Consider the following 18,795-nt stretch of genomic DNA (forward strand, 5'->3'; position numbering starts at 1 on the left):
GGCCCCCCCCCCCCACGACTCCGACCTCATCAACCGTGGACTGGCCGCCGACGCGGGCTACCGCGGCACCTTCGCCCACGAGGCCGAGCAGGACCTCGAGGAGCTGCGGACCACGTTCCGGCGCAAGGCGCACACCGCCGCCATGGAACGGGTGCTGACCCGGATGGTCCGGGCCGGGCACCCGGTCGAGGACCTGGGTCGCGTCACGATCGGCGACCTCCCGCTCGACGACGGCACCCGCGCCCTCCTGCGTCGCCGGGCCGCGATCGGGCTGCGGACCGGCGACGACCTGCCGGTCTTCGTCGACCACACCGGCACGCCGTACCCGGAGGTGGAGCTGCCGCTGCAGCTGCGCCTGGCGCGGTCCACCCGGATCTCGATCGAGGGCAACGCCCACTTCTGCCGTGGCCTGCTGGCCACCCGTTACGACTTGAAGGAGACCGCGTCGTGAGGGCCGTCCAGGTGGTCGGGTACCACCGCAACCTCGAGATGACCGACCTCCCGGAGCCGACGGTCGTCGAGCCGTACGACGTGGTCGTGAAGATCGGCGGCGCCGGGGTGTGCCGGACCGACCTGCACATCCTCGAGGGGCAGTGGGCCGAGAAGTCGCAGGTCACGCTGCCGTACACGATCGGCCACGAGAACGCGGGCTGGGTGGCGGCGGTCGGCTCCGCGGTGACCAACGTGGCCGAGGGCGACAAGGTGATCGTGCACCCGCTGATCACCTGCGGGCTCTGCCGGGCCTGCCGCTCCGGCGACGACGTGCACTGCACGCAGTCCCAGTTCCCCGGCATCGACACGAACGGCGGGTACGCCGAGTACCTGCGGACCTCGGCCCGCAGCGTCGTCAAGCTCGACGACGCGCTGGAGCCGGCCGACGTCGCCGCGCTCGCCGACGCCGGCCTCACCGCGTACCACGCGGCGGCCAAGGCGGCCCGGCGCCTCGGCCCGCGTGACACCTGCGTGGTGATCGGCGCCGGCGGTCTCGGGCACATCGGCATCCAGGTGCTCAAGGCGTCGACGCCGGCCCGGATCGTCGTCGTCGACCGGAACCCGGACGCGGTGAAGCTGGCCGAGTCCATCGGCGCGGATCTCGGGGTCGTCGCCGACGGCGGGCACGTCGACCACGTCCTCGAGCTGACCCGCGGTGCCGGCGCGGAGGTCGTCGTCGACTTCGTCGGCGAGGGCGGCAGCACGGCCGAGGGCATCCGGATGACCAAGCAGGCCGGCGACTACCACGTGGTCGGGTACGGCGAGAACGTGGACGTCCCGACGATCGACCTGATCTCGTCCGAGAAGAACATCGTGGGCAACCTGGTCGGCAGCTACAACGACCTGTGCGACCTGATGGAGCTGGCCGCGCGGGGCCTGGTCACCCTGCACACCCAGCGCTACGGGCTCGACGACTTCCAGCAGGCGATCGACGACCTCGACGCCGGCCGGGTCCGCGGGCGCGCCATCCTCGTCCCGTAACCCGCCCGCACTATGGAACCATATTGCGATTTCCGACCCGGATTGATCGCATTATGGTTCCATAACGCGTCAGATCGCCCGGAATGCGTTATCGGGGGCGGAAGGGGCCGGGGTTACGGGGTCGCCGGCGGCACCGTCGCGGCCGCCGAGCTGCCCTCCTCCCGGTCCCGGATCGCGGGCAGCGCCAGCCGGACGGGCGCGTGGGCGCGGTGCGCCCCGGCCGCGGCGGCGTGGTAGTCCTCGAGCTGGGCCAGGAAGTCCGGGTCGGCGTACACGCGGCCGTCGACCGTGGGGCCCTCCCGGCCGGTCAGCACCGCCTCGACGTCCTCGCCCGTCAGCGTCTTGTGCGTCTCGAGGGCGTGCGCGATGGCGAGCACCGACGAGCGGTTCTCGGTGAGGATCTCCGCGGCCCTGTCCAGCAGCCCGCCGAGGTGGTCCTCGATCCGGTCGGCGAGCGCCCGGCGGAGGACCTCCTCGGCGCTGCCGTCCTTGCCCGGGACGCCCTTGCCGCCGCCCGGGGCGCCGACCTCGAGCCGACGGGCCGAGGAGTACGACGAGACCGTCGACCCCATGCCCCAGAAGCCCTCCATGAACGAGGCCACGGTGGTCGCCGACTCGAGGTCGCCGGACACGCCCGACGAGCTGTCGCCGTCGAAGAACATCCGCTCGCCGGCCAGCGAGGCGAGGGAGACGAGGATGTCCGCCTCGTACTCCGAGCGCCACCGGGTGAACTGGTCCTCCGGCGGGATGCTCGCGACCATGCCCAGGTAGTCGCTGCCCTTCTCGATCGTCGCCAGGTCGATCTCCATGTGCTCCCGCACCCGGAAGGCGACGACGGCGTGGCAGCCCTCGTGCACGGCGACGGCGTGCCGTTCGCGCTCGATGTACTCCACGTCCTCGGGCGGGCCGAGCTCCTTGAGCTGCTTGGCCCGCATCATGTCGCGGTAGGTGATGACCTCGCGGCCGTCCCGGATCGCGGTGATCAGGGCCTCGTTGACCAGGTCCTTGATCGTGGCGCCGGTGGCGTACGGGGTGATCGTCGCGAGCTTGTCGAGCTGCTCGTCCGTGATCTCGTGCGGCACCTTGTCCAGGTAGCCCTGGTAGGTGCGGATGCGGCCGGCCTTCGACGGGTAGCCCACCCGGTAGATCCGGTCGATGCGGCCCGGCCGCAGCAGCGCCTCGTCGAGCGACTCCGGCATGTTCGTGGCCATCATGACCAGGATCCGGTACTTGGGCGGCGGCTTCGGCCGCATGCCCAGCGCCCGCCGGCCCCACCGGTTGAGCAGGCCGCGGGGCTTCTTCAAGCCGGAGAGCTCGGTGAGCAGCGCCTGGAGGGTGCCCATGCCGCCCCCGCCACCGCCACCCATCGCGCCGCCCATGACGAAGCGGCTGCGCGGTTCCTCCACCGGCGACGCCGAGGCCAGGTCGGTCCGCAGGGACTCGCGGAACAGCATCGACTGGGTGTCCCGGGACAGGTAGGAGAAGCCGTGGCAGCCGCTGCCGTGGAAGGGCGGCGGCGCGAAGCCGCGCGGACCCCCGCCCGGGCCGGTGACCGCCAGCGACCCGCGGTTGCCCAGCGCGTCGGCCTCGTCGAAGAAGACGATGACGCCGCCGTAGCGCAGCGAGAGCTTGCGCAGCTTCCGGAACAGCGACTTCACCTTCAGGATGCCGACGCCCATGAACATGTTGATGAAGGCGCCGGGGTCGACGAAGACGTAGGGCTTGCCGGTCTCGCCCGCGACGGCCTCGGCCATCAGCGTCTTGCCGGTGCCGGGAGGGCCCCAGAGCAGGATGCCGCCGGGGACGTAGCCGCCCTTGGCCTCGATCTCGTCCGGCTTCTCCAGGAACATGATGTTCTCGCGGATCCGCTGGACCACGTGGTCCTGGCCCCAGACGTCGGCGAACCGGGTCTTGATGTCGTCCGGGTAGTAGGTGTCCACGCCGCCGCGCGACAGCAGCCAGAACAGGCCGATGAACTGGAACGCGATGAAGAAGAACGCGAAGGCCAGCTGCAGGATGAACGGCAGCGCCTGCCAGATCAGCGCCGGTGCCTGGAAGATCGCCAGGAAGGGCGAGGTGCCCAGGGCCGCGCCGGCGACGAGGGCGACCAGCACCAGCAGCAGCACGATCTTGATCACGCGGGCGAGCCGGAAGCGGGTCCAGTCCGAGAACCGCTTCTTCAGCGCCCGGTCGGTGCCGCCGAACACCTTCCGCGTCCAGAAGACGTGGTAGGCCGACCACCGCTCCGAGACGAAGTAGTGGATCTGGCGCAGCAGCTCCAGCCCGGCGAGCCACAGCAGCCACTGCGACTCGACGGTCTCGATGCGGAACGCGTCGGAGAAGGTGATCAGCGGGTTGTCCGCGACCTGCGACCACACGATCACCAGGAAGGCGACGACGAACAACAGCAGCAGCTTGCCGCGGTCCCAGAGCGACGCCTTCCTCCGCCGCGGCTCGAACTTCTCCGGCGGCGGTTCGTGGTGCGCGGACTGCTCGGTCGGCGGACCCTCCGGCCGGCCCGGCTCCCCGGGGTCGACCGGGTCGTCGGTGATGGTCATGGGCCCTCCCGAACCGTGAACGAGGTGACGACGCCGTCGATCTCGGACTGCCGCTTCTCGAAGCAGTCGGCCGAGCAGCGGGCCAGCGCGAGGTACAGCTTGCTGGCGTCGTCGTTGAGGTAGCCGGTCTGGTCGAAGATCTGCGGCGCACCACCGTTGACCCGGTACGAGTACACCGAGTGCACGCCGCGGATCCCGTCGCCCGGGGTGAGCACCTGGTCCCCGAGCAGGGTGAAGCCGGTCAGCCCGCTCTGCTGCCCGCCCAGCTGCATGGTCTGCCGCGCCGTGTCGGACACGGGGTAGACGAAGTCCCGGACCGTGTCGAGCGAGATCTGCCCGCGCGACTTCTCGGGGATGGCCTGGACCGTCACCAGGATGGCGGGCGAGTCGGCGGACTCGCCGATGATGTGGCTCAGCGACGGCTGGGCGTCGGAGTCGTAGGCCTCGATCCACACCCCCTGGCTGGAGTCCTTTGCGGGCTCGACGCCGAGCTGGCTCTCCACCTGTGCCGGGTCGACCTGCTTCCACGACGTCGGCACCTTGAGATAGGTACGGTCGGCGGCGTTGGTGACGTAGGTCCAGGACGGCGCCCCGCAGCCGGCGAGGAGCGCGACCAGCAACCCCGTCGCCAGCAGTACCGGCGCGAGCAGCGCGGGTCCACGCCGTGCCCGGCGCCCCGCTCGTCCTGCCATGGAAGCCCCTCCCCCACCGTGACTCTTCCGTGACCTTCGAGTATGCGGCACGATGCGCCCCCGACACTGCACCGTTCAGGCGCCGTTCAGGTTGCGAAGGCGTATCCCGCCGCCCGCAGTGTGACCTCCGTGGCCGTCGGGGTCACGCTAGGGCCGACGGGTCAACGGCAGGTGAGGGGGTCGGCTCCCGGGAGCGCCCCGCACGCCCTGCGCCGTGCGGACACGGTCGGTCTGCGAGCGGTGGCGGTCGGCGACCGTCCGGCGCAGCCGGGACCCGAATCTGAGGGGGTTGCTCGGCGTTCGGAGCAATTGTCGGGGCGTTCGGATCATTTTCGCGCCCGTCGTCGACCGCCGGGCCCGCGCCGGGCGCCGTCGCCCGGCGGGCCCTTAAGCTTCCGTACCCCTCGGGTGAGCGTTGCCTACCGTCCCTCGCCGTGGACAGGACGACGGTCTCGGAGGCCCCCGCGGCGGGTGCCCGCACGGCATGGGTGACGGCACTGCTCGCGGTGCTGGCCGGTCCCGCGCTGGTGCATCTGCTGACCTCCGAGCCCATGGGCATGTGGCGCCAGCTGTCGTCCGTCACCGGGCTGGTGGCCCTGTCCGCGCTCGTCTGTACCGCCGCCCTGCCCTCCCGGCTGCGCGGACTGACCCGGGCCTTCGGCATCGAGACGGTCGTCGGGCTGCACCGCCAGCTCGGCATCCTCTCCGCGGTCCTCATCGCGGTGCACCTGGGGGCCGTCGTCGCGGCCAACCCCACCCAGGTCGCGCTGCTGATGGTGCCGACCGCGCCGAACCGGGCCCGCGCGGCCGTCGCCGCCACCGTGTCGATCGGGCTGCTGGTCGTGCTGGCGGTGTGGAAGCGCAAGTTCAACCTGCGCTACGAGGTCTGGCGCTGGCTGCACCTCATGCTCGCGGTGTTCGTGCTCGGCGGCACCGCGCTGCACGTGCTCTGGCTGCAGCACCTCGTCACGGACGCCGTCATGGGCCCGCTCCTCGCCACGCTCGGCATCCTCGTCGTCGTCGTGTTCGCGATGCGCTGGTGGGGCCGGGCGGTGCTCGACGGCGGCGAGTTCACCGTGCAGGCGGTGCGGGCCGAGAACCCGACCGTGACCACGCTGGTGCTCTCCCCGCGCGAGGGCGGCGAGGGCCTGCGGTTCTCGCCCGGCCAGTTCGCCTGGGTGCGGCTGCAGCGCTCGGCGGTGGAGGAACACCCGTTCACCATCGCCAGCAGCGCGCACGATCCGCGGTACACCGAGTTCACCATCCGCGGCACCGGCGACTTCGCCACGGGCGTGCGCGACCTGCGGCCCGGCGAGTCGGTGTGGGTCGACGGGCCGTACGGCTCGTTCACCTGCGACGACGTCCCGGCCGCCGGGTTGGTCCTGATCGCCGGCGGCGTGGGTATCACCCCGATGATGAGCATGCTGCGCACCGCGGCCGACCGTGGCGACCAGCGGCCCCACCGGTTGATCTACGTCGCGCGGGACACCGGCGACCTGCTGTTCCGCGACGAGCTCGCGATGCTGCGGCACTACCTCGACCTGGAGGTCACCGAGGTCCTGCGGCGCCCCTCCGCGACCTGGACCGGGGCGACCGGGGAGATCGACGTCGCGCTGCTGAGCACCGTCCTGCGCACCCTCGACCTGGGCGCGCGCAACGACTACTTCCTCTGCGGTCCGCCCTCGATGGTCTCCGACGTGCACGGCGCGCTGACCGTCATGGGTGTCCGCGACGACCACATCCACACCGAGCAGTTCGACATGGCCTGACCCCCCGACCCCTCCGCCGGCCGGTGCCGCCCGACGGAGTCACGACACACCCGCACCGAGCTGACGGTCGCTCCGCAAGCTCCGCTCCGCCCGGCCCCGCTCCCCTCGAGGCCGGGACGCACCCGCTCCCCACGGGCCGCTCCCCGAAAGGTCCCCCGATGTTGCACCGCATCCCGCGCTCCGTGCGCTGGGTCCTGCTCGTCGCCGTCCTCGGCGCCGTCACGGTGTCCGTCCTCCAGTCCTGGACGTCCGCCGCGCCCGGCACCGGCGGCTGGCAGCAGACCCAGTGGGGCCCGCTCGGGCCCGCCGACCGCGACCTGCTGATCAAGGTCCGGCAGGCCGGTCTGTGGGAGCTGCCGACCGGGCAGCAGATGACCCAGCAGGCCACCAACCAGCAGGTCCGCGAGACCGGCCAGCACCTCGCCGAGCAGCACGCGGTGCTCGACCAGATCGACCGCGACGTCTCGGACAAGCTGGGCGTGCAGCTGCCCAGCCGGGCCACCGATCAGCAGATCGGCTGGATGAACCAGATCACGAACACGACCGGCACGGACTACGACAAGACCGCGGTCCAGCTGCTCCGCCAGGCCCACGGGATCGTCCTGCCGGTCATCGCGGAGGTGCGGGTCGGTACCCGCAACGAGCTCGTCCGCCAGTTCGCCGACACCGCGTTCCAGTACGTCACCGGGCACATCGCGATGCTCGAGGCCACCGGCCTCGTCGACTACTCCGCGCTGCCCCCGGCGCCCTCGCCCGGCCTGCTGAGCGGGGCCACGTCGCCCGCCGACATGATCGTCCCGGCGATCGTCTTCGTGGCCTGTGCGGCGGCCGCGATCGGCCTGCTGGTCACCCTGCGCCGCGGCAAGAAGAAGAAGGCACCGGCCGCCGCCGGGCCCGCCACGGGCAGCCAGCTCGCGGCCCTGCACTCGGCACCGGTGCTCACCATCCCGTCGCCGCGGGAGGAGTCGTCGGGCAGACGCGGCCGGCGGGCTCCGCTGCCGGTGGGCGGCGCCGCACAGCCCTCGGGCGCGACCTCGACCGGCGGTCACCGCGCCCGGCGGCGCGGCTCCCAGGGCTCGCACAGCGGCGGCCTGCGCGTCGACGACTCCGGCGGCTTCCGCGTCGACGACTCGGGCGCCTTCCGCCGCGCCGACACCGGCAGCCACCGCACGGCCCGCGCCGACACGGGCGGGCACCGGATGCGGAACGCCGCCGACTCCGGCGGCTACCCGGTCGCCGGCACCGCGACGGCCGTCAGCGACTCCGGCGGCTACCCCTCCGTCTCCGACACGGGCTCGCACCGGCGCCGCCGCAGCGGCGACTCCGGCGGGTTCCGCTTCGACGACCTGCTCGGCTCCGACCGGGCCGGCACGACCGGCGGCCACCGCGTGCCGCGCACGACCGACACCGGCGGCCACCGGTTCGACGAGTACGACCCGGCCGCCCGCTCCCCCCGATCCGCGACCCGAGGAATGACCCGCTGATGGCAACCCGGACCGACACCCCAGACACCCCCGAGACCCCCCGCGTCGGGCGCACCGCCCGGTCCACCCGTCTGCGACGCGTCCTGCTGACCACCGCGGCCGCCGCCATGCTCGTCGTCCCGACGGCCTGCGGGTACGCCGCCGCCGCCGACCGGATCTCCACCGGCGGCAGCGGGCACGGCGCGCACGCCGCCGCGCCGGTCGCCGACCAGGAGCAGCAGGACGCGGCCGGCACGGACACCGCGGACACCGCGGACACCGCTGACACCGAGGAGGCCGCGGCGACGTCGACCGCGGACGCCCCCGCCGACGCGCAGCAGCAGGACCGCGGCGCGCAGAACCGCGCCGACCGGGCGAACGCGAACGCGCGCAACGGCCAGGACAACGGTCAGGGCAACGGGAAGGCGAACGGGAACGGCCAGGCCGCCCAGGGCGGCCAGGGCGACCAGGGTGGCGGTCAGGCCGCGGGCGGCGAGAAGATCAACGGCCTGGACGTCCTCGCCCGCGACTGCTCGAAGAGCAACCTGCCCCCGCACGACGGCTTCCAGAAGGGCGACCGCTGCGTCTCCACCGCGTTCGGCGAGGTGGGCGACGCGAACCAGAACCCGTCCCTGCTGATCACGAAGTTCCCGCAGCAGGTGCAGGCGAACCAGCCCTTCAGCATCGACGTGACCACCCGCAACCTGAAGCGCGACCGGTTCCTCGGGGCCGCGGCGGGCGGCTACTACCTGGAGAGCTCGCTGCTCGACGCCAACGGCATCCAGCGCGGCCACTTCCACACGGCCTGCCGGATGATCGCGCTCGACCAGGCGCCCGCCCCGGGCGACAAGCCGGCCTTCTTCGTGGCCACCCAGGACAACAAGGGCGGCGCGGGCGAGAGCACGGTGTCCATCGACGTCACCGGCCTGCCCAAGGGCACCGCCCAGTGCAGCTCGTGGGCGGGTGACGGCTCGCACCGCATCCCGATGATGGAGCGGGCCGACCAGACCCCGGCCTTCGACTCGGTCCGCATCCGGGTCGTCTGACCCCGGCGGCGGCGGGCACCGGCCCCCGGCGGACCCGGAGACCCGGTACGACGGCCGGGAATGGGGCGGGTCGGGCGGGGTCGGGAGTCTAGAGCCCCAGGTCGGCGAGGCCGAGGAGCGCGCGGTACGGTGCGCCCTCGGCCTCGATCGCTTCGCGGGCCCCGGTGGCGCGGTCGACCACGGTGGCCACACCGACGACGGTGGCGCCGGCCTCGCGCACCGCGCGGACGGCCTGCAGCACCGAGCCGCCCGTCGTCGAGGTGTCCTCGACGACGAGCACCGGCCGGCCCGTGATGTCCGGGCCCTCGATCAGCCGCTGCAGCCCGTGCTCCTTGGTCGACTTGCGGACCACGAACGCGTCGACCGGCGGCACCCCGGGATCGGCGGCGCGCTCCGCCGCCGCGGCGTGCAGCACCGCATCGGCCACCGGGTCGGCACCCAGGGTCAGCCCGCCGACGGCGCTGTACCCCCAGTCCGCGGTCAGCGTCCGCAGCAGCCGGCCGACCAGCGGCGCGGCCTCGTGGTGCAGCGTGACCCTGCGCAGGTCGACGTAGTAGTCGGCCTCGCGGCCGGAGGACAGCGTGACCTTCCCGTGCACGACCCCGTGCTCGCGCACGAGCTCGGCCAGCCGCAGCCGGTCGGTGTCGTCGGTGGGATCGGTGTCTGTGCTCATCCCTCGCTCATTCCTCAGCGTTCGCGGTCGAAGGTGGCGACCAGCCGGCGGACCACGCGGCGCGGCAGCACGCCCACCACCGACGAGATCGCCTTGTACTGCAGGCTCGGGACGGACACGACGCGGCCGTCGGCCAGGTCGGCGAGGCAGTCGTCGACCACCCGGGCGGCGTCGAGCCACAGCGGCCCGGTGCGCGCGCCGACGTCGATGCCGGCCCGCTCGTGGAACTCCGTGCGCACGAACCCGGGACACAGCGCGAGCGCCCGCACCCCGGTTCCGGCCAGCGAGGCCGCGACGCCCTCGGTGAACGCGGTCACCCACGCCTTGTCGGCGGTGTAGGTCGAGCCGCTGCCCGGCAGGAACCCGGCCACGCTGGACACGTTGACGATCACGCCGCGGCCCCGGTCGACCATCCCCGGCACGACCGCGCGGGTCAGTTGGAGGACCGCGGTGACGTTGAGGTCGTGCTGCACCTGCAGGTCCTCGGCCGAGGTGGCGAGGAAGCTGCCGCGCTGGCCCATACCGGCGTTGTTGACCAGCATGTCGACCGGCGAGCGGTCGGGGTCGGCGAGCCGGCGGACGACGCGGGCGCGCTCGTCGGGAGCGGTCAGGTCCGCAGGCAGGACCTCCACCGAGACACCAGACTCGCGGTACCGCGCGGCCGCCTCCTCGAGGCGCTCGACGGTGCGGGCCACGAGCACGAGGTCGCGTCCCTCGGCGGCGAGCCGGTCGGCGAACGCGGCACCGATGCCGGAGGTGGCGCCGGTGATCAGGACGGAGGGCACGCGGGCGACACTAGTCGGCCCGAGGGCCGAGCTCAGCTGCCCGTGGTGTGGCGTGTGCCGTCGAGCGCGTGCTCGAGGGCGGTCGCGACCTCGGCGAGGTCGGCGAGCAGGTCCTGCCCGCGCTCCGGCGAGACGTCGACCGGCGCCGCGGCGAGGACCCAGGTGTCCTCGGCCCAGAGCAGCTCGATGTCGTCGCCCACCGCGTCGGCGGCGTCGGCGACGCGGGTGGTGAGCAGCGGGCGGATCGCCTCGGCGTCGGAGACGAAGGAGTACCGCTCGCCCACCGGCTCGAGCAGGTCCAGCCCCGCCCCGTCCGCCTCGGGGAGCGGGGCCGACGGCAGCCGCAGCTCGACGGCCGCGGGCAGGGCCTCGCGCAGCTGCACGGCGACCACGACGGCGTTGACCCGGCCCTGCTGCTCGTGGTCGAAGAGGAACCCGTGCCGGCCACCCTCGGGGGTCGGGACGGTGCCGCTGGCCAGGTTGCGGGCGATGCCGGGACCGCCGTTCTGCACGGTCCCGTAGCGCCAGCGGCTCGGCAGCACCGGGTCGCTGTCGAGGTACTCCCAGTCGTGCAGGGCGGCCCAGCGCCTCCGGTCGCGCACCCCGGACTCCCCGGCACCGCCGCGCCGGCGGTCGGCGAGGAGCAGCGCGGCGCCGGCGAGCAGCGCGACCACGGCGATCACGAACCAGACCCACGACGGAACACCCACACGCCGACCCTAGCGCCGCACGCCCGGAACGTGCGGGAACGCCACGATCACCCGTCCGGGGAAGACGGTCGAACGTGGCCGGACGGGCGCCGAGCGGTGGCCCGGGCGGCACATCGGACGGTGCTCACGGCGCCGCCGCCCACCCGGCGCGCACACCGTCGGCCTTCGCGCCCTCCTTGCCGGTCTCGACGACGGCGTCGCGGCCCAGGCCGAGCAGCGCGTCGGCCCCGCCGCCGAGGGGCTCCAGCGCCCGGCCCGCGACGGGCACGGCGTAGCGCCGCGCGACCTGCGTGAGTGATCCGAGCAGCGCGCCGAGGCCCGCCCGCGCCTCGTCCAGCCACGCGAGCAGGGCCCGCACGCCCTCGGCGATCCGGGCGGCGAGCGTCGCGGCCTCGCCGATCGCGGACGCGACGGCGAGCGGGGTGAGGGCACCGGCGCCGGCGATCGCCGCGAGCGCCCAGCGGGCGAGGTCCCAGAGGAAGCCGGCGACCGCGTCGCGGATCAGCGCGCGCTCGGCCCCGATCGTCGCCCCGGCCTCCAGCAGCCGGTCCGCCACGGCCGCGCAGTCGGCGGCGAGTCCGGCCAGCGCCGCCGCGTCACGGGCGGCCGCGACACGCGCGGCGTCGGCCGCCGGTCCCGTCCAGCCCGCGAGCTCCGGGCGGCCCCGCGCGGCGGCCTCCGCCGCCACGGCCTGCGCCCCGCGGTGCCAGTCCGTGGCCCGCGCGGCGATCTCGGCCGGGTTCCCCGCGAGCCGGTCGAGGGGCTCGCGCAGGAACCCGACGTGCTCGATCAGCGCGCCGATCCCCGCCGTGGCGATCTCGCCGAACGGGTCCGCGACGAAGCCGAGCGCGTCGAGCCCGACGCCCGCGGCGGTCCACGCCAGCGCGGCCGGATCGGGCCGGTCCGCCCCGGCCGCGGCGGCGAGGTCGGTCACGCTCGACGCCAGGCCGGCACCGTCGAACGTCCCCGGCCCCTGGGCCGGGGTGGGAACGAAGGCCGGCGCGGGGACCGGGGCCGGCGGGTCGCCGGATACGGGTGTCGGGGCTGGACCGGAACCGGGCGTCCGGGCGGAGACCCCCGGCGCGGTCACGGCGAGCCCGACCCGGCCGCCCGCTCCAGCGCGAGCGCCGCGGCCAGGTCCGCCTCCCGGTAGGCCGCGCCCGCCTGCCGGGCCGCCGCCGCGGCCGCGACCAGGCCCCGCCGCGCCGCCTCCAGCGCGGCCAGCCCGGCGCCCGCCGCCTCGCCCGCCGCGCCGGCGAACAGTCTTCCGACCAGCCCGAACGCGTCCGTCGACGGGACCGCCGGGCCGGGCGCGCCGCCGGCGAGCCGCCGCTCGGCCGCCTCGAGCGCGGCGGCGTGCGCCGCCAGCACCGCCGGGTCCACCGCGAAGCCGCCGACCATCCCGCCGCCGGGGCCCGCACCCCCGGCACGACCCGCACCGGCCACGCCGCTCACTGCTGCTCCAGCAGTGGGCCGAGGGCGGCCGTCGCCCGCCGGGAGACCTCGGCGGTGGCGTCCGCCGCCGTCGTCACGACGAGCTCGGCCAGGGCGCTGCGGCCCAGACCGTCCGCCGCCGGACCGAAGGTCAGCCCGGTCAGCGCACCGGTGCTGTCCACCGTGGCCCGGACGGCGCCGTCGGCGCTCACGGCGGTCGCGGTCAGGCCCGCGATCTCGTCCTGCGCGCGTTCGGCCCGCCCCCGCAGCTCCTCGATCCGGTGCCGGTAGTCGGCGAGCCAGGCCTGCCCGTCGCCCAGGACACCGCTGCCGAATACACCGCTGCCGAGTACACCGCTCTGGGGAACACTGCTGCCGAGAACACTCATGGGCGCGGACCGTAGGGATCACGGTCCGCGCCCACGGCGCTTCGGACGATCACTTCACGATCGTCAACGACGTCCTCAGACGGAGGCGGGCACGCCCCGCCCGACGATCAGGCCGCCGGTGCCGCCCTCGGCCGTCGGGTCGAGGTCGACGCGCACGGTGTCGCCCTCGCGCACCGCGCCCGACAGCAGCTCCTTGGCGAGCTGGTCACCGATCGCGGACTGCACCAGCCGGCGCAGCGGGCGGGCGCCGAAGACCGGGTCGAACCCGTTCATCGCCAGCCACTCGCGGGCGCCGTCGGACACCTCGAGGGTGAGCCGACGCCTGGCCAGCCGCTGCCGCAGCACGTCGAGCTGGATGTCGACGATGTGCGTGAGCTCCTCGGTGGACAGCGCGTGGAAGACCACCACGTCGTCGAGCCGGTTGAGGAACTCGGGCTTGAAGTGCCCGCGCACCACCGCCATGACGGCGTCCTTGCGGCCCTGGTCGTCGAGCACCGGGTTCGCGATCGCCTGGCTGCCCAGGTTGGAGGTCAGCACCAGGATCGTGTTCCGGAAGTCGACGGTCCGGCCCTGGCCGTCCGTCAGCCGTCCGTCGTCGAGCACCTGCAGGAGCGTGTCGAAGACGTCCGGGTGGGCCTTCTCCACCTCGTCGAGCAGCACCACCGTGTAGGGGCGGCGCCGCACGGCCTCGGTGAGCTGGCCGCCCTGGTCGTAACCGACGTAGCCGGGAGGGGCCCCGACGAGCCGGGCCACGGAGTGCTTCTCCGAGTACTCGCTCATGTCGATGCGGACCATGGCCCGCTCGTCGTCGAACAGGAACTCGGCGAGCGCCTTGGCGAGCTCGGTCTTCCCGACGCCGGTGGGCCCGAGGAACAGGAACGACCCGGTGGGCCGGTTCTCGTCCGCGATGCCGGCCCGCGCCCGGCGCACCGCGTCGGACACGGCGCGCACGGCCTCGGTCTGGCCCACCACCCGGTGGCCCAGCTCGTCCTCCATGCGCAGGAGCTTGGCGGTCTCGCCCTCGAGCATCCGCCCGGCGGGGATGCCGGTCCAGGCGCTCACGACGTCCGCGACGTCGTCCGGCCCGACCTCCTCCTTGAGCATGACCTCCTCGTGGCGCTCCACCACGGCGGTCTTCTCCGCGAGCTCCTTCTCCAGCTGCGGGATGCGGCCGTAGCGCAGCTCGGCGGCACGGCCGAGGTCGCCGTCGCGCTCGGCGCGCTCCGACTCGCCCTTCAGCTGCTCGAGCTGCTCCTTGAGCTCACGGGTCGCCTCGATCGCCGTCTTCTCGTTCTGCCAGCGCGCGGTCAGCGCGGAGAGCTCCTCGCGCTTCTCGGCGAGCTCGGCGCGCAGGGCCGAGAGCCGCTCCTTCGACGCCTCGTCCGACTCCTTGGCCAGCGCCATCTCCTCGATCTCCAGCCGGCGCACGGAGCGCTCGACGGTGTCGATCTCGACGGGCCGGGAGTCGATCTCCATGCGGAGCCGGGACGCGGCCTCGTCGACCAGGTCGATGGCCTTGTCCGGGAGGAACCGGGCCGTGATGTAGCGGTCCGAGAGCGTGGCCGCGGCGACCAGGGCGGCGTCGGTGATCCGCACACCGTGGTGCACCTCGTAGCGCTCCTTGAGCCCGCGCAGGATGCCGACGGTGTCCTCGACGCTCGGCTCGCCCACCAGCACCTGCTGGAAGCGGCGCTCCAGGGCCGGGTCCTTCTCGATGTGCTGGCGGTACTCGTCGAGCGTCGTGGCGCCGACCATCCGCAGCTCGCCGCGGGCGAGCATCGGCTTGATCATGTTGCCGGCGTCCATCGCGCCCTCGCCGGTCGCCCCGGCGCCGACGATGGTGTGCAGCTCGTCGATGAAGGTGATGACCTCACCGGCGGAGTCCGTGATCTCCTTCAGGACGGCCTTGAGCCGCTCCTCGAACTCGCCGCGGTACTTCGCGCCGGCGACCATCGACCCCAGGTCCAGCGCCACGACGCGCTTGCCGCGCAACGACTCCGGGACGTCGCCCGCCACGATCCGCTGGGCCAGGCCCTCGACGATCGCGGTCTTGCCGACGCCCGGCTCGCCGATCAGGACCGGGTTGTTCTTGGTGCGCCGGGACAGCACCTGCACCACGCGGCGGATCTCGGTGTCCCGCCCGATGACCGGGTCGAGCTTGCCCTCGCGGGCCCGCGCGGTCAGGTCCTGGCCGTACTTCTCCAGCGCCTGGTAGGTGCCCTCGGGATCGGGGCTGGTGACCCGGGACGAGCCGCGGACCTTGCCGAAGGCCTCGCGCAGCGCCTCGGGGGTGGCGCCGTGCCGGCGCAGCAGCTGGCTCACCGGGCCGCCCTTGTCGGCCAGGCCGACGAGGAGGTGCTCGGTGGAGACGTACTCGTCGCCCATCTCGGTGGCGAGCTGCTGGGCGGCGGTGATCGCGCCCAGGGCCTCGCGGTTCAGCTGGGGTGCGGCCACCGTGGACCCGGAGGCCGACGGCAGCCGGTTGCCGAGCTGGGTCAGCTCGGTGCGGACGGCGGCCGCGTCGGCACCGACGGCGGCGAGCAGCGGAGCGGCGATCCCGTCCCCCTGGGCCAGCAAGGCGCCGAGCAGGTGGGTGGGACCGACGTCCGGGTTGCCGGCCAGCGCGGCGGCCTGTACGGCGGCCGAGATCGCCTGCTGGGTCTTGGTGGTGGGGTTGAAGGAATCCATCCCCGTGTCTCCTCGGATCGTGCGGTCTCCGGGCACGTTCCGTGCCCTCTCGTTGTGCTCAACGGCAGGAAAGTTGAGTCTGTTCCGCTCAACGCGGAGAAAGTCTACGCATCGCGCCCCGGGTCCGCGCCGCGGCGGCGTCGCGGTCGCGGCGCGTCCGTGATCGGCGCGCTAGCGTGCACCGCATGGCAGAGAACGTCGTGGTGGTGACCGGTGCCGAGCCCCGGGAGGTGCTCGACGTGCTCGGCGGGCTCCACGACGCGGGCTCGCTGGAGCTGCGGGCCGCGGCGACCGTGCACCGCGACGCCGAGGGGCACCTCTCCCTCGACCACGAGGCCGGCGACGCGCTGTCCTTCGCCGAGCGGCACCCGCGGCTGGGCGCGCTGGTGACCCTGCTGCTCGGGCCGATCGACACCCTGCTGTTCGGCAACCAGCTGGTCTCCCTGTACGGCGCCACCGAGCAGAGCCCGGAGGAGCTCGCGATCGGGCACCTCGCGCGGACGGTGCCGGCGGGCGGGACGGCCGTGATCGCCGACGTCGACGAGCCGGACCCCGGCCTGCTCGAGGCGAAGCTGCCGGGTGCGACCCTGGCCCGGCGCCCGTACGCGGACGTCGAGCGGGAGATCGAGGCGACCCGCGAGGGCGCGCCCGAGAACGGCTGAACCCCGCACCGCTCGGTACGGGGTCCGGCACACGGTTCTCAGTCCTGCGGGTCGGAACGGCGGCGCGGGGCCCGCGGCTGCCACACCACGACCTGAGCGCCGCGTTCGGTCGGGACCAGGTCACGTCGGTAGCTCTGGTGCACCATCGCCGCCGCCTGCTCGGCCGCCGCGTGCGCGGCCGCCAGCTCCTCGGTCAGCTCCTCGACCCGGGAGCGCAGCTGGTCGACCAGCTGCTCCAGCTCGATGATCCGCTTGACCCCGGCGAGGTTCACGCCCTCCTCCTGGGAGAGCCGCTGCACCTCGCGGAGCAGCGCGATGTCACGGGCCGAGTAGCGCCGGCCGCCGCCGGGGGACCGGCCCGGGCTCACCAGCCCGAGCCGGTCGTAGCTGCGCAGGGTCTGCGCGTGCAGGCCCGACAGCTCGGCGGCGATGGAGATGACGAAGACCGGGGTGTCCTGTCCCGCGCCGGGCGGGAGGGCGCTCTCGGGGCCGCGGCCCGCCTCACGGTCCGGCATGTCCCCTCACCTCATCTCACCGGTCGCCCGCGAGCAGCTCCGCCCGCGGGTCGTACGCCTTCGTCGCGTCCGCGTACTCCTGCAGCGCCGTGGCCGCGGCCTCGTCGAGCCGCTGCGGGACCGCGACCTCGACGGTGACGAGGAGGTCGCCGGCGCCCTTCTTCGCCTGCACGCCGCGCCCGCGGACCCGGAAGGTCCGGCCGCTCTGGGTCCCCGCCGGGATCTTGAGCGACACCGTGGAGTCGAGCGTCGGCACGGTCAGCGTCGCACCCTGCACGAGCTCGGGGAAGGTCACCGGCACCTTCAGGGTGAGGTCGTTCGGGTTCTTCGGGGAGCGCCCGAAGACCCGGTGCGGCGTGACGCTCATCCGCACGTAGAGGTCGCCGGGCGGGCCGCCGTAGCGGCCCGGCTCGCCCTTGCCGGCCAGCCGGATGCGCTGCCCGTCGTCGACCCCCGCCGGAACGCGGACGGTGAGCGTGCGCACCTTGGTGCTCACACCGTCGCCCCCGCACTCGGGGCAGGGCTCGTCGACGACCCGGCCGGTGCCGCGGCAGTCACGGCACGGCTCGGAGAACGCGAACGCCCCCTGGCTGCGGCTGACCACGCCCGCACCGCCGCAGATCGGACAGGTGTGGGAGCCGGTGCCGGGCTTCGCCCCGGAGCCGTGGCAGGTGTCGCAGGTCCCGGGCGAGGAGATGTTCAGCGTCATCGTGGTGCCGCGCACCGCGTCCTCGAACGGGATGGTCAGCCTGCTCTCGACGTCGGCCCCCTGCTGCGGGCGCTGCCCGCCGGAGAAGCCGCCGGGCGCGGAGCCGCCGCCCCGGCCGCCGAACAGGTTGCCGAAGAGGTCGCCGAGACCACCGGCGCCCCCCGAGCCGGCCCCCTGGCCGAACAGGTCTCCCAGGTCGAAGCCCTGAGCGCCGCCCTGGCCGGAGAACCCGCCCGGGAAGCCCTGGCCACCCGGGAAGCCACCGGAGAACCCGCCGCCGGCGAACAGCTTGCGGGTCTCGTCGTACTCCTTGCGCTTCTCCGGGTCGGAGAGCACGCCGTAGGCCTCGGAGACGGCCTTGAACCGGGTCTCGGCCGCGGCGTCCCCCGGGTTGGCGTCCGGGTGCAGCTCGCGGGCGAGCTTGCGGTACGCCTTCTTGATCTCCGAGTCCGACGCCGAGGACGAGACGCCCAGCTCACGGTAGAAATCCTTCTCGATCCAGTCGCGCTGGGTCATCCCGCCTCCTTCCGGTACGTGTGTCTGAAGTGGAGTCCGGACGCCCGGCTCAGGCCGGGTTCGTCGGCTCGTCCGGCGACGGCACCGGGCCCGGCTCGCCCGCGGGCGCGTCCGGCACCTCGGCCGCGGCCGGCACCTCGGACTCGGGCCGGTCGGCGACGGTGACCATCGCGGGCCGCAGCACGCGGTCCGCCATGCGGAAGCCGCGCCGCAGCACGGTGGTCAGCACGGTGACCGTGGGCCCGGGGGCCTCGGCCGGCTCGTGCTGGACGGCCTCGTGCAGCGCCGGGTCGAACAGCTCGCCCTCCGCCCCGAAAGCCTCCAGCCCGAGGCGGGTCGCCACGCCGACGACCTTGTCCGCCACCGACTTGAACGGGCCGTTCAGGTCGCCGTGCTGCTCGGCGCGCTCGATGTCGTCGAGCACCGTGAGCAGGTCGGACACGAACGACACGCGCGCGGCGACGATCACGCCCTCCCGGTCCCGGTCCACCCGGCGCCGGTAGTTGGCGTACTCGGCCGTGACGCGCTGCAGGTCCGCCGTGCGCTCCTCGAGCTGCTTCTCCAGGTCGGCGATCCGGGGGTCGTCGAACTCGATCCCGGGCTCGGGCTCGTCATCGGGGGCGGCCCCGGCCGGGGCGCCGGCAGCCTGCTGGCTGCCGGCCCCGGCCGGGGACCGGACCACGCCCGGCAGGGGGTCGATCCGGCGCCGGGCG

Annotated in this window: 17 protein-coding genes and 1 pseudogene; 6 read left to right on the forward strand and 12 right to left on the reverse strand. The window is 74.0% G+C overall.

Annotated features, from left to right (window positions below; translation table 11 throughout):
- Nucleotides 1-451 (forward strand): annotated as a pseudogene (locus LWC35_RS36580) (metal-sulfur cluster biosynthetic enzyme); the annotation flags it as partial.
- Nucleotides 448-1,473: an NAD(P)-dependent alcohol dehydrogenase gene (locus LWC35_RS36585; RefSeq protein WP_232875089.1), complete on the forward strand. Its 1,026-nt coding sequence runs from the start codon at nucleotides 448-450 to the stop codon at nucleotides 1,471-1,473. The pseudogene LWC35_RS36580 and the gene LWC35_RS36585, both read left to right, overlap by 4 nt.
- 113 nt (nucleotides 1,474-1,586) lie before the next feature.
- Here the strand turns inward: LWC35_RS36585 and LWC35_RS36590 are convergent, their stop codons facing one another.
- Nucleotides 1,587-4,031 carry an AAA family ATPase gene (locus LWC35_RS36590; protein WP_232875090.1) on the reverse strand — a complete coding sequence of 815 codons (2,445 nt, stop codon included), beginning with the start codon at nucleotides 4,029-4,031 and terminating at the stop codon, nucleotides 1,587-1,589.
- Nucleotides 4,028-4,723, reverse strand: coding sequence for a hypothetical protein (locus LWC35_RS36595; RefSeq protein ID WP_232875091.1), 696 nt, complete (start codon nucleotides 4,721-4,723; stop codon nucleotides 4,028-4,030). The genes LWC35_RS36590 and LWC35_RS36595 overlap by 4 nt, the downstream gene beginning before the upstream one ends.
- Before the next feature lie 434 nt (nucleotides 4,724-5,157).
- Here LWC35_RS36595 and LWC35_RS36600 point away from each other — a divergent pair, with 434 nt between their 5' ends.
- From LWC35_RS36600 to LWC35_RS36610, 3 genes are all read left to right on the forward strand, one after another.
- Nucleotides 5,158-6,492 carry a ferredoxin reductase family protein gene (locus LWC35_RS36600; protein WP_232875092.1) on the forward strand — a complete coding sequence of 445 codons (1,335 nt, stop codon included), beginning with the start codon at nucleotides 5,158-5,160 and terminating at the stop codon, nucleotides 6,490-6,492.
- A gap of 158 nt (nucleotides 6,493-6,650) precedes the next feature.
- On the forward strand, nucleotides 6,651-7,976 hold the full coding sequence (locus LWC35_RS36605; protein ID WP_232875093.1) for a DUF4142 domain-containing protein: 1,326 nt from the start codon (nucleotides 6,651-6,653) through the stop codon (nucleotides 7,974-7,976).
- Complete coding sequence (locus tag LWC35_RS36610) at nucleotides 7,976-9,001, forward strand: hypothetical protein (RefSeq protein ID WP_232875094.1); 1,026 nt, start codon at nucleotides 7,976-7,978, stop codon at nucleotides 8,999-9,001. Before LWC35_RS36605 ends, LWC35_RS36610 begins: the two co-directional genes overlap by 1 nt.
- 88 nt (nucleotides 9,002-9,089) lie before the next feature.
- Here the strand turns inward: LWC35_RS36610 and pyrE are convergent, their stop codons facing one another.
- The 7 genes from pyrE to clpB all read right to left on the reverse strand — a co-directional run bounded on the left by pyrE (nucleotide 9,090) and on the right by clpB (nucleotide 15,680).
- Entirely contained in the window at nucleotides 9,090-9,674 is a 585-nt protein-coding gene (gene pyrE / locus LWC35_RS36615; RefSeq protein WP_232875095.1) for an orotate phosphoribosyltransferase, read from the reverse strand.
- 14 nt (nucleotides 9,675-9,688) lie between these two features.
- Nucleotides 9,689-10,459 (reverse strand): SDR family NAD(P)-dependent oxidoreductase, encoded by a 771-nt coding sequence (locus LWC35_RS36620; RefSeq protein WP_232875096.1) that lies wholly within the window; start codon nucleotides 10,457-10,459, stop codon nucleotides 9,689-9,691.
- A 32-nt stretch (nucleotides 10,460-10,491) separates the two neighbouring features.
- Nucleotides 10,492-11,169, reverse strand: coding sequence for a TtfA family protein (locus tag LWC35_RS36625; RefSeq protein ID WP_232875097.1), 678 nt, complete (start codon nucleotides 11,167-11,169; stop codon nucleotides 10,492-10,494).
- A 124-nt stretch (nucleotides 11,170-11,293) separates the two neighbouring features.
- Nucleotides 11,294-12,103 carry a hypothetical protein gene (locus tag LWC35_RS36630; protein WP_232875098.1) on the reverse strand — a complete coding sequence of 270 codons (810 nt, stop codon included), beginning with the start codon at nucleotides 12,101-12,103 and terminating at the stop codon, nucleotides 11,294-11,296.
- A 152-nt stretch (nucleotides 12,104-12,255) separates the two neighbouring features.
- A complete protein-coding gene (locus LWC35_RS36635) occupies nucleotides 12,256-12,624 on the reverse strand; it encodes a hypothetical protein (RefSeq protein WP_232875099.1) in 369 nt (122 codons plus the stop codon).
- Nucleotides 12,621-12,992, reverse strand: a complete 372-nt coding sequence (locus LWC35_RS36640) for a YbaB/EbfC family nucleoid-associated protein (RefSeq protein ID WP_232875100.1) — start codon at nucleotides 12,990-12,992, stop codon at nucleotides 12,621-12,623. Before LWC35_RS36640 ends, LWC35_RS36635 begins: the two co-directional genes overlap by 4 nt.
- Before the next feature lie 75 nt (nucleotides 12,993-13,067).
- Nucleotides 13,068-15,680 carry an ATP-dependent chaperone ClpB gene (gene clpB / locus LWC35_RS36645; protein ID WP_232875101.1) on the reverse strand — a complete coding sequence of 871 codons (2,613 nt, stop codon included), beginning with the start codon at nucleotides 15,678-15,680 and terminating at the stop codon, nucleotides 13,068-13,070.
- A gap of 185 nt (nucleotides 15,681-15,865) precedes the next feature.
- Between clpB and LWC35_RS36650 the strand changes: the two genes are divergently transcribed.
- Entirely contained in the window at nucleotides 15,866-16,342 is a 477-nt protein-coding gene (locus tag LWC35_RS36650) for a hypothetical protein (RefSeq protein ID WP_232875102.1), read from the forward strand.
- 38 nt (nucleotides 16,343-16,380) lie between these two features.
- On the opposite strand, the gene LWC35_RS36655 is transcribed toward LWC35_RS36650, so the two are convergent.
- The 3 genes from LWC35_RS36655 to grpE form a co-directional block, all read right to left on the reverse strand.
- A complete protein-coding gene (locus tag LWC35_RS36655; protein WP_232875103.1) occupies nucleotides 16,381-16,857 on the reverse strand; it encodes a heat shock protein transcriptional repressor HspR in 477 nt (158 codons plus the stop codon).
- A 16-nt stretch (nucleotides 16,858-16,873) separates the two neighbouring features.
- On the reverse strand, nucleotides 16,874-18,082 hold the full coding sequence (gene dnaJ / locus LWC35_RS36660) for a molecular chaperone DnaJ (RefSeq protein WP_232875104.1): 1,209 nt from the start codon (nucleotides 18,080-18,082) through the stop codon (nucleotides 16,874-16,876).
- Nucleotides 18,083-18,131: 49 nt separating this feature from the next.
- Nucleotides 18,132-18,795, reverse strand: a 664-nt coding sequence (gene grpE, locus LWC35_RS36665; RefSeq protein WP_269805418.1) for a nucleotide exchange factor GrpE, incomplete at its 5' end; no start/stop codon positions are given.

Origin of the sequence: Pseudonocardia kujensis, from assembly GCF_021283305.1 — a bacterium.
Lineage (GTDB): Bacteria > Actinomycetota > Actinomycetes > Mycobacteriales > Pseudonocardiaceae > Pseudonocardia > Pseudonocardia kujensis.

Bases quoted from the DNA above. Each gene is read 5' to 3' on its own strand.
- LWC35_RS36590 (WP_232875090.1), bottom strand. From the start codon at position 4,031: ATGACCATCACCGACGACCCGGTCGACCCCGGGGAGCCGGGCCGGCCG.
- LWC35_RS36595 (WP_232875091.1), bottom strand. From the start codon at position 4,723: ATGGCAGGACGAGCGGGGCGCCGGGCACGGCGTGGACCCGCGCTGCTC.
- LWC35_RS36605 (WP_232875093.1), top strand. From the start codon at position 6,651: ATGTTGCACCGCATCCCGCGCTCCGTGCGCTGGGTCCTGCTCGTCGCC.
- LWC35_RS36610 (WP_232875094.1), top strand. From the start codon at position 7,976: ATGGCAACCCGGACCGACACCCCAGACACCCCCGAGACCCCCCGCGTC.
- pyrE (WP_232875095.1), bottom strand. From the start codon at position 9,674: ATGAGCACAGACACCGATCCCACCGACGACACCGACCGGCTGCGGCTG.
- LWC35_RS36640 (WP_232875100.1), bottom strand. From the start codon at position 12,992: ATGAGTGTTCTCGGCAGCAGTGTTCCCCAGAGCGGTGTACTCGGCAGC.
- clpB (WP_232875101.1), bottom strand. From the start codon at position 15,680: ATGGATTCCTTCAACCCCACCACCAAGACCCAGCAGGCGATCTCGGCC.
- LWC35_RS36650 (WP_232875102.1), top strand. From the start codon at position 15,866: ATGGCAGAGAACGTCGTGGTGGTGACCGGTGCCGAGCCCCGGGAGGTG.
- LWC35_RS36655 (WP_232875103.1), bottom strand. From the start codon at position 16,857: ATGCCGGACCGTGAGGCGGGCCGCGGCCCCGAGAGCGCCCTCCCGCCC.
- dnaJ (WP_232875104.1), bottom strand. From the start codon at position 18,082: ATGACCCAGCGCGACTGGATCGAGAAGGATTTCTACCGTGAGCTGGGC.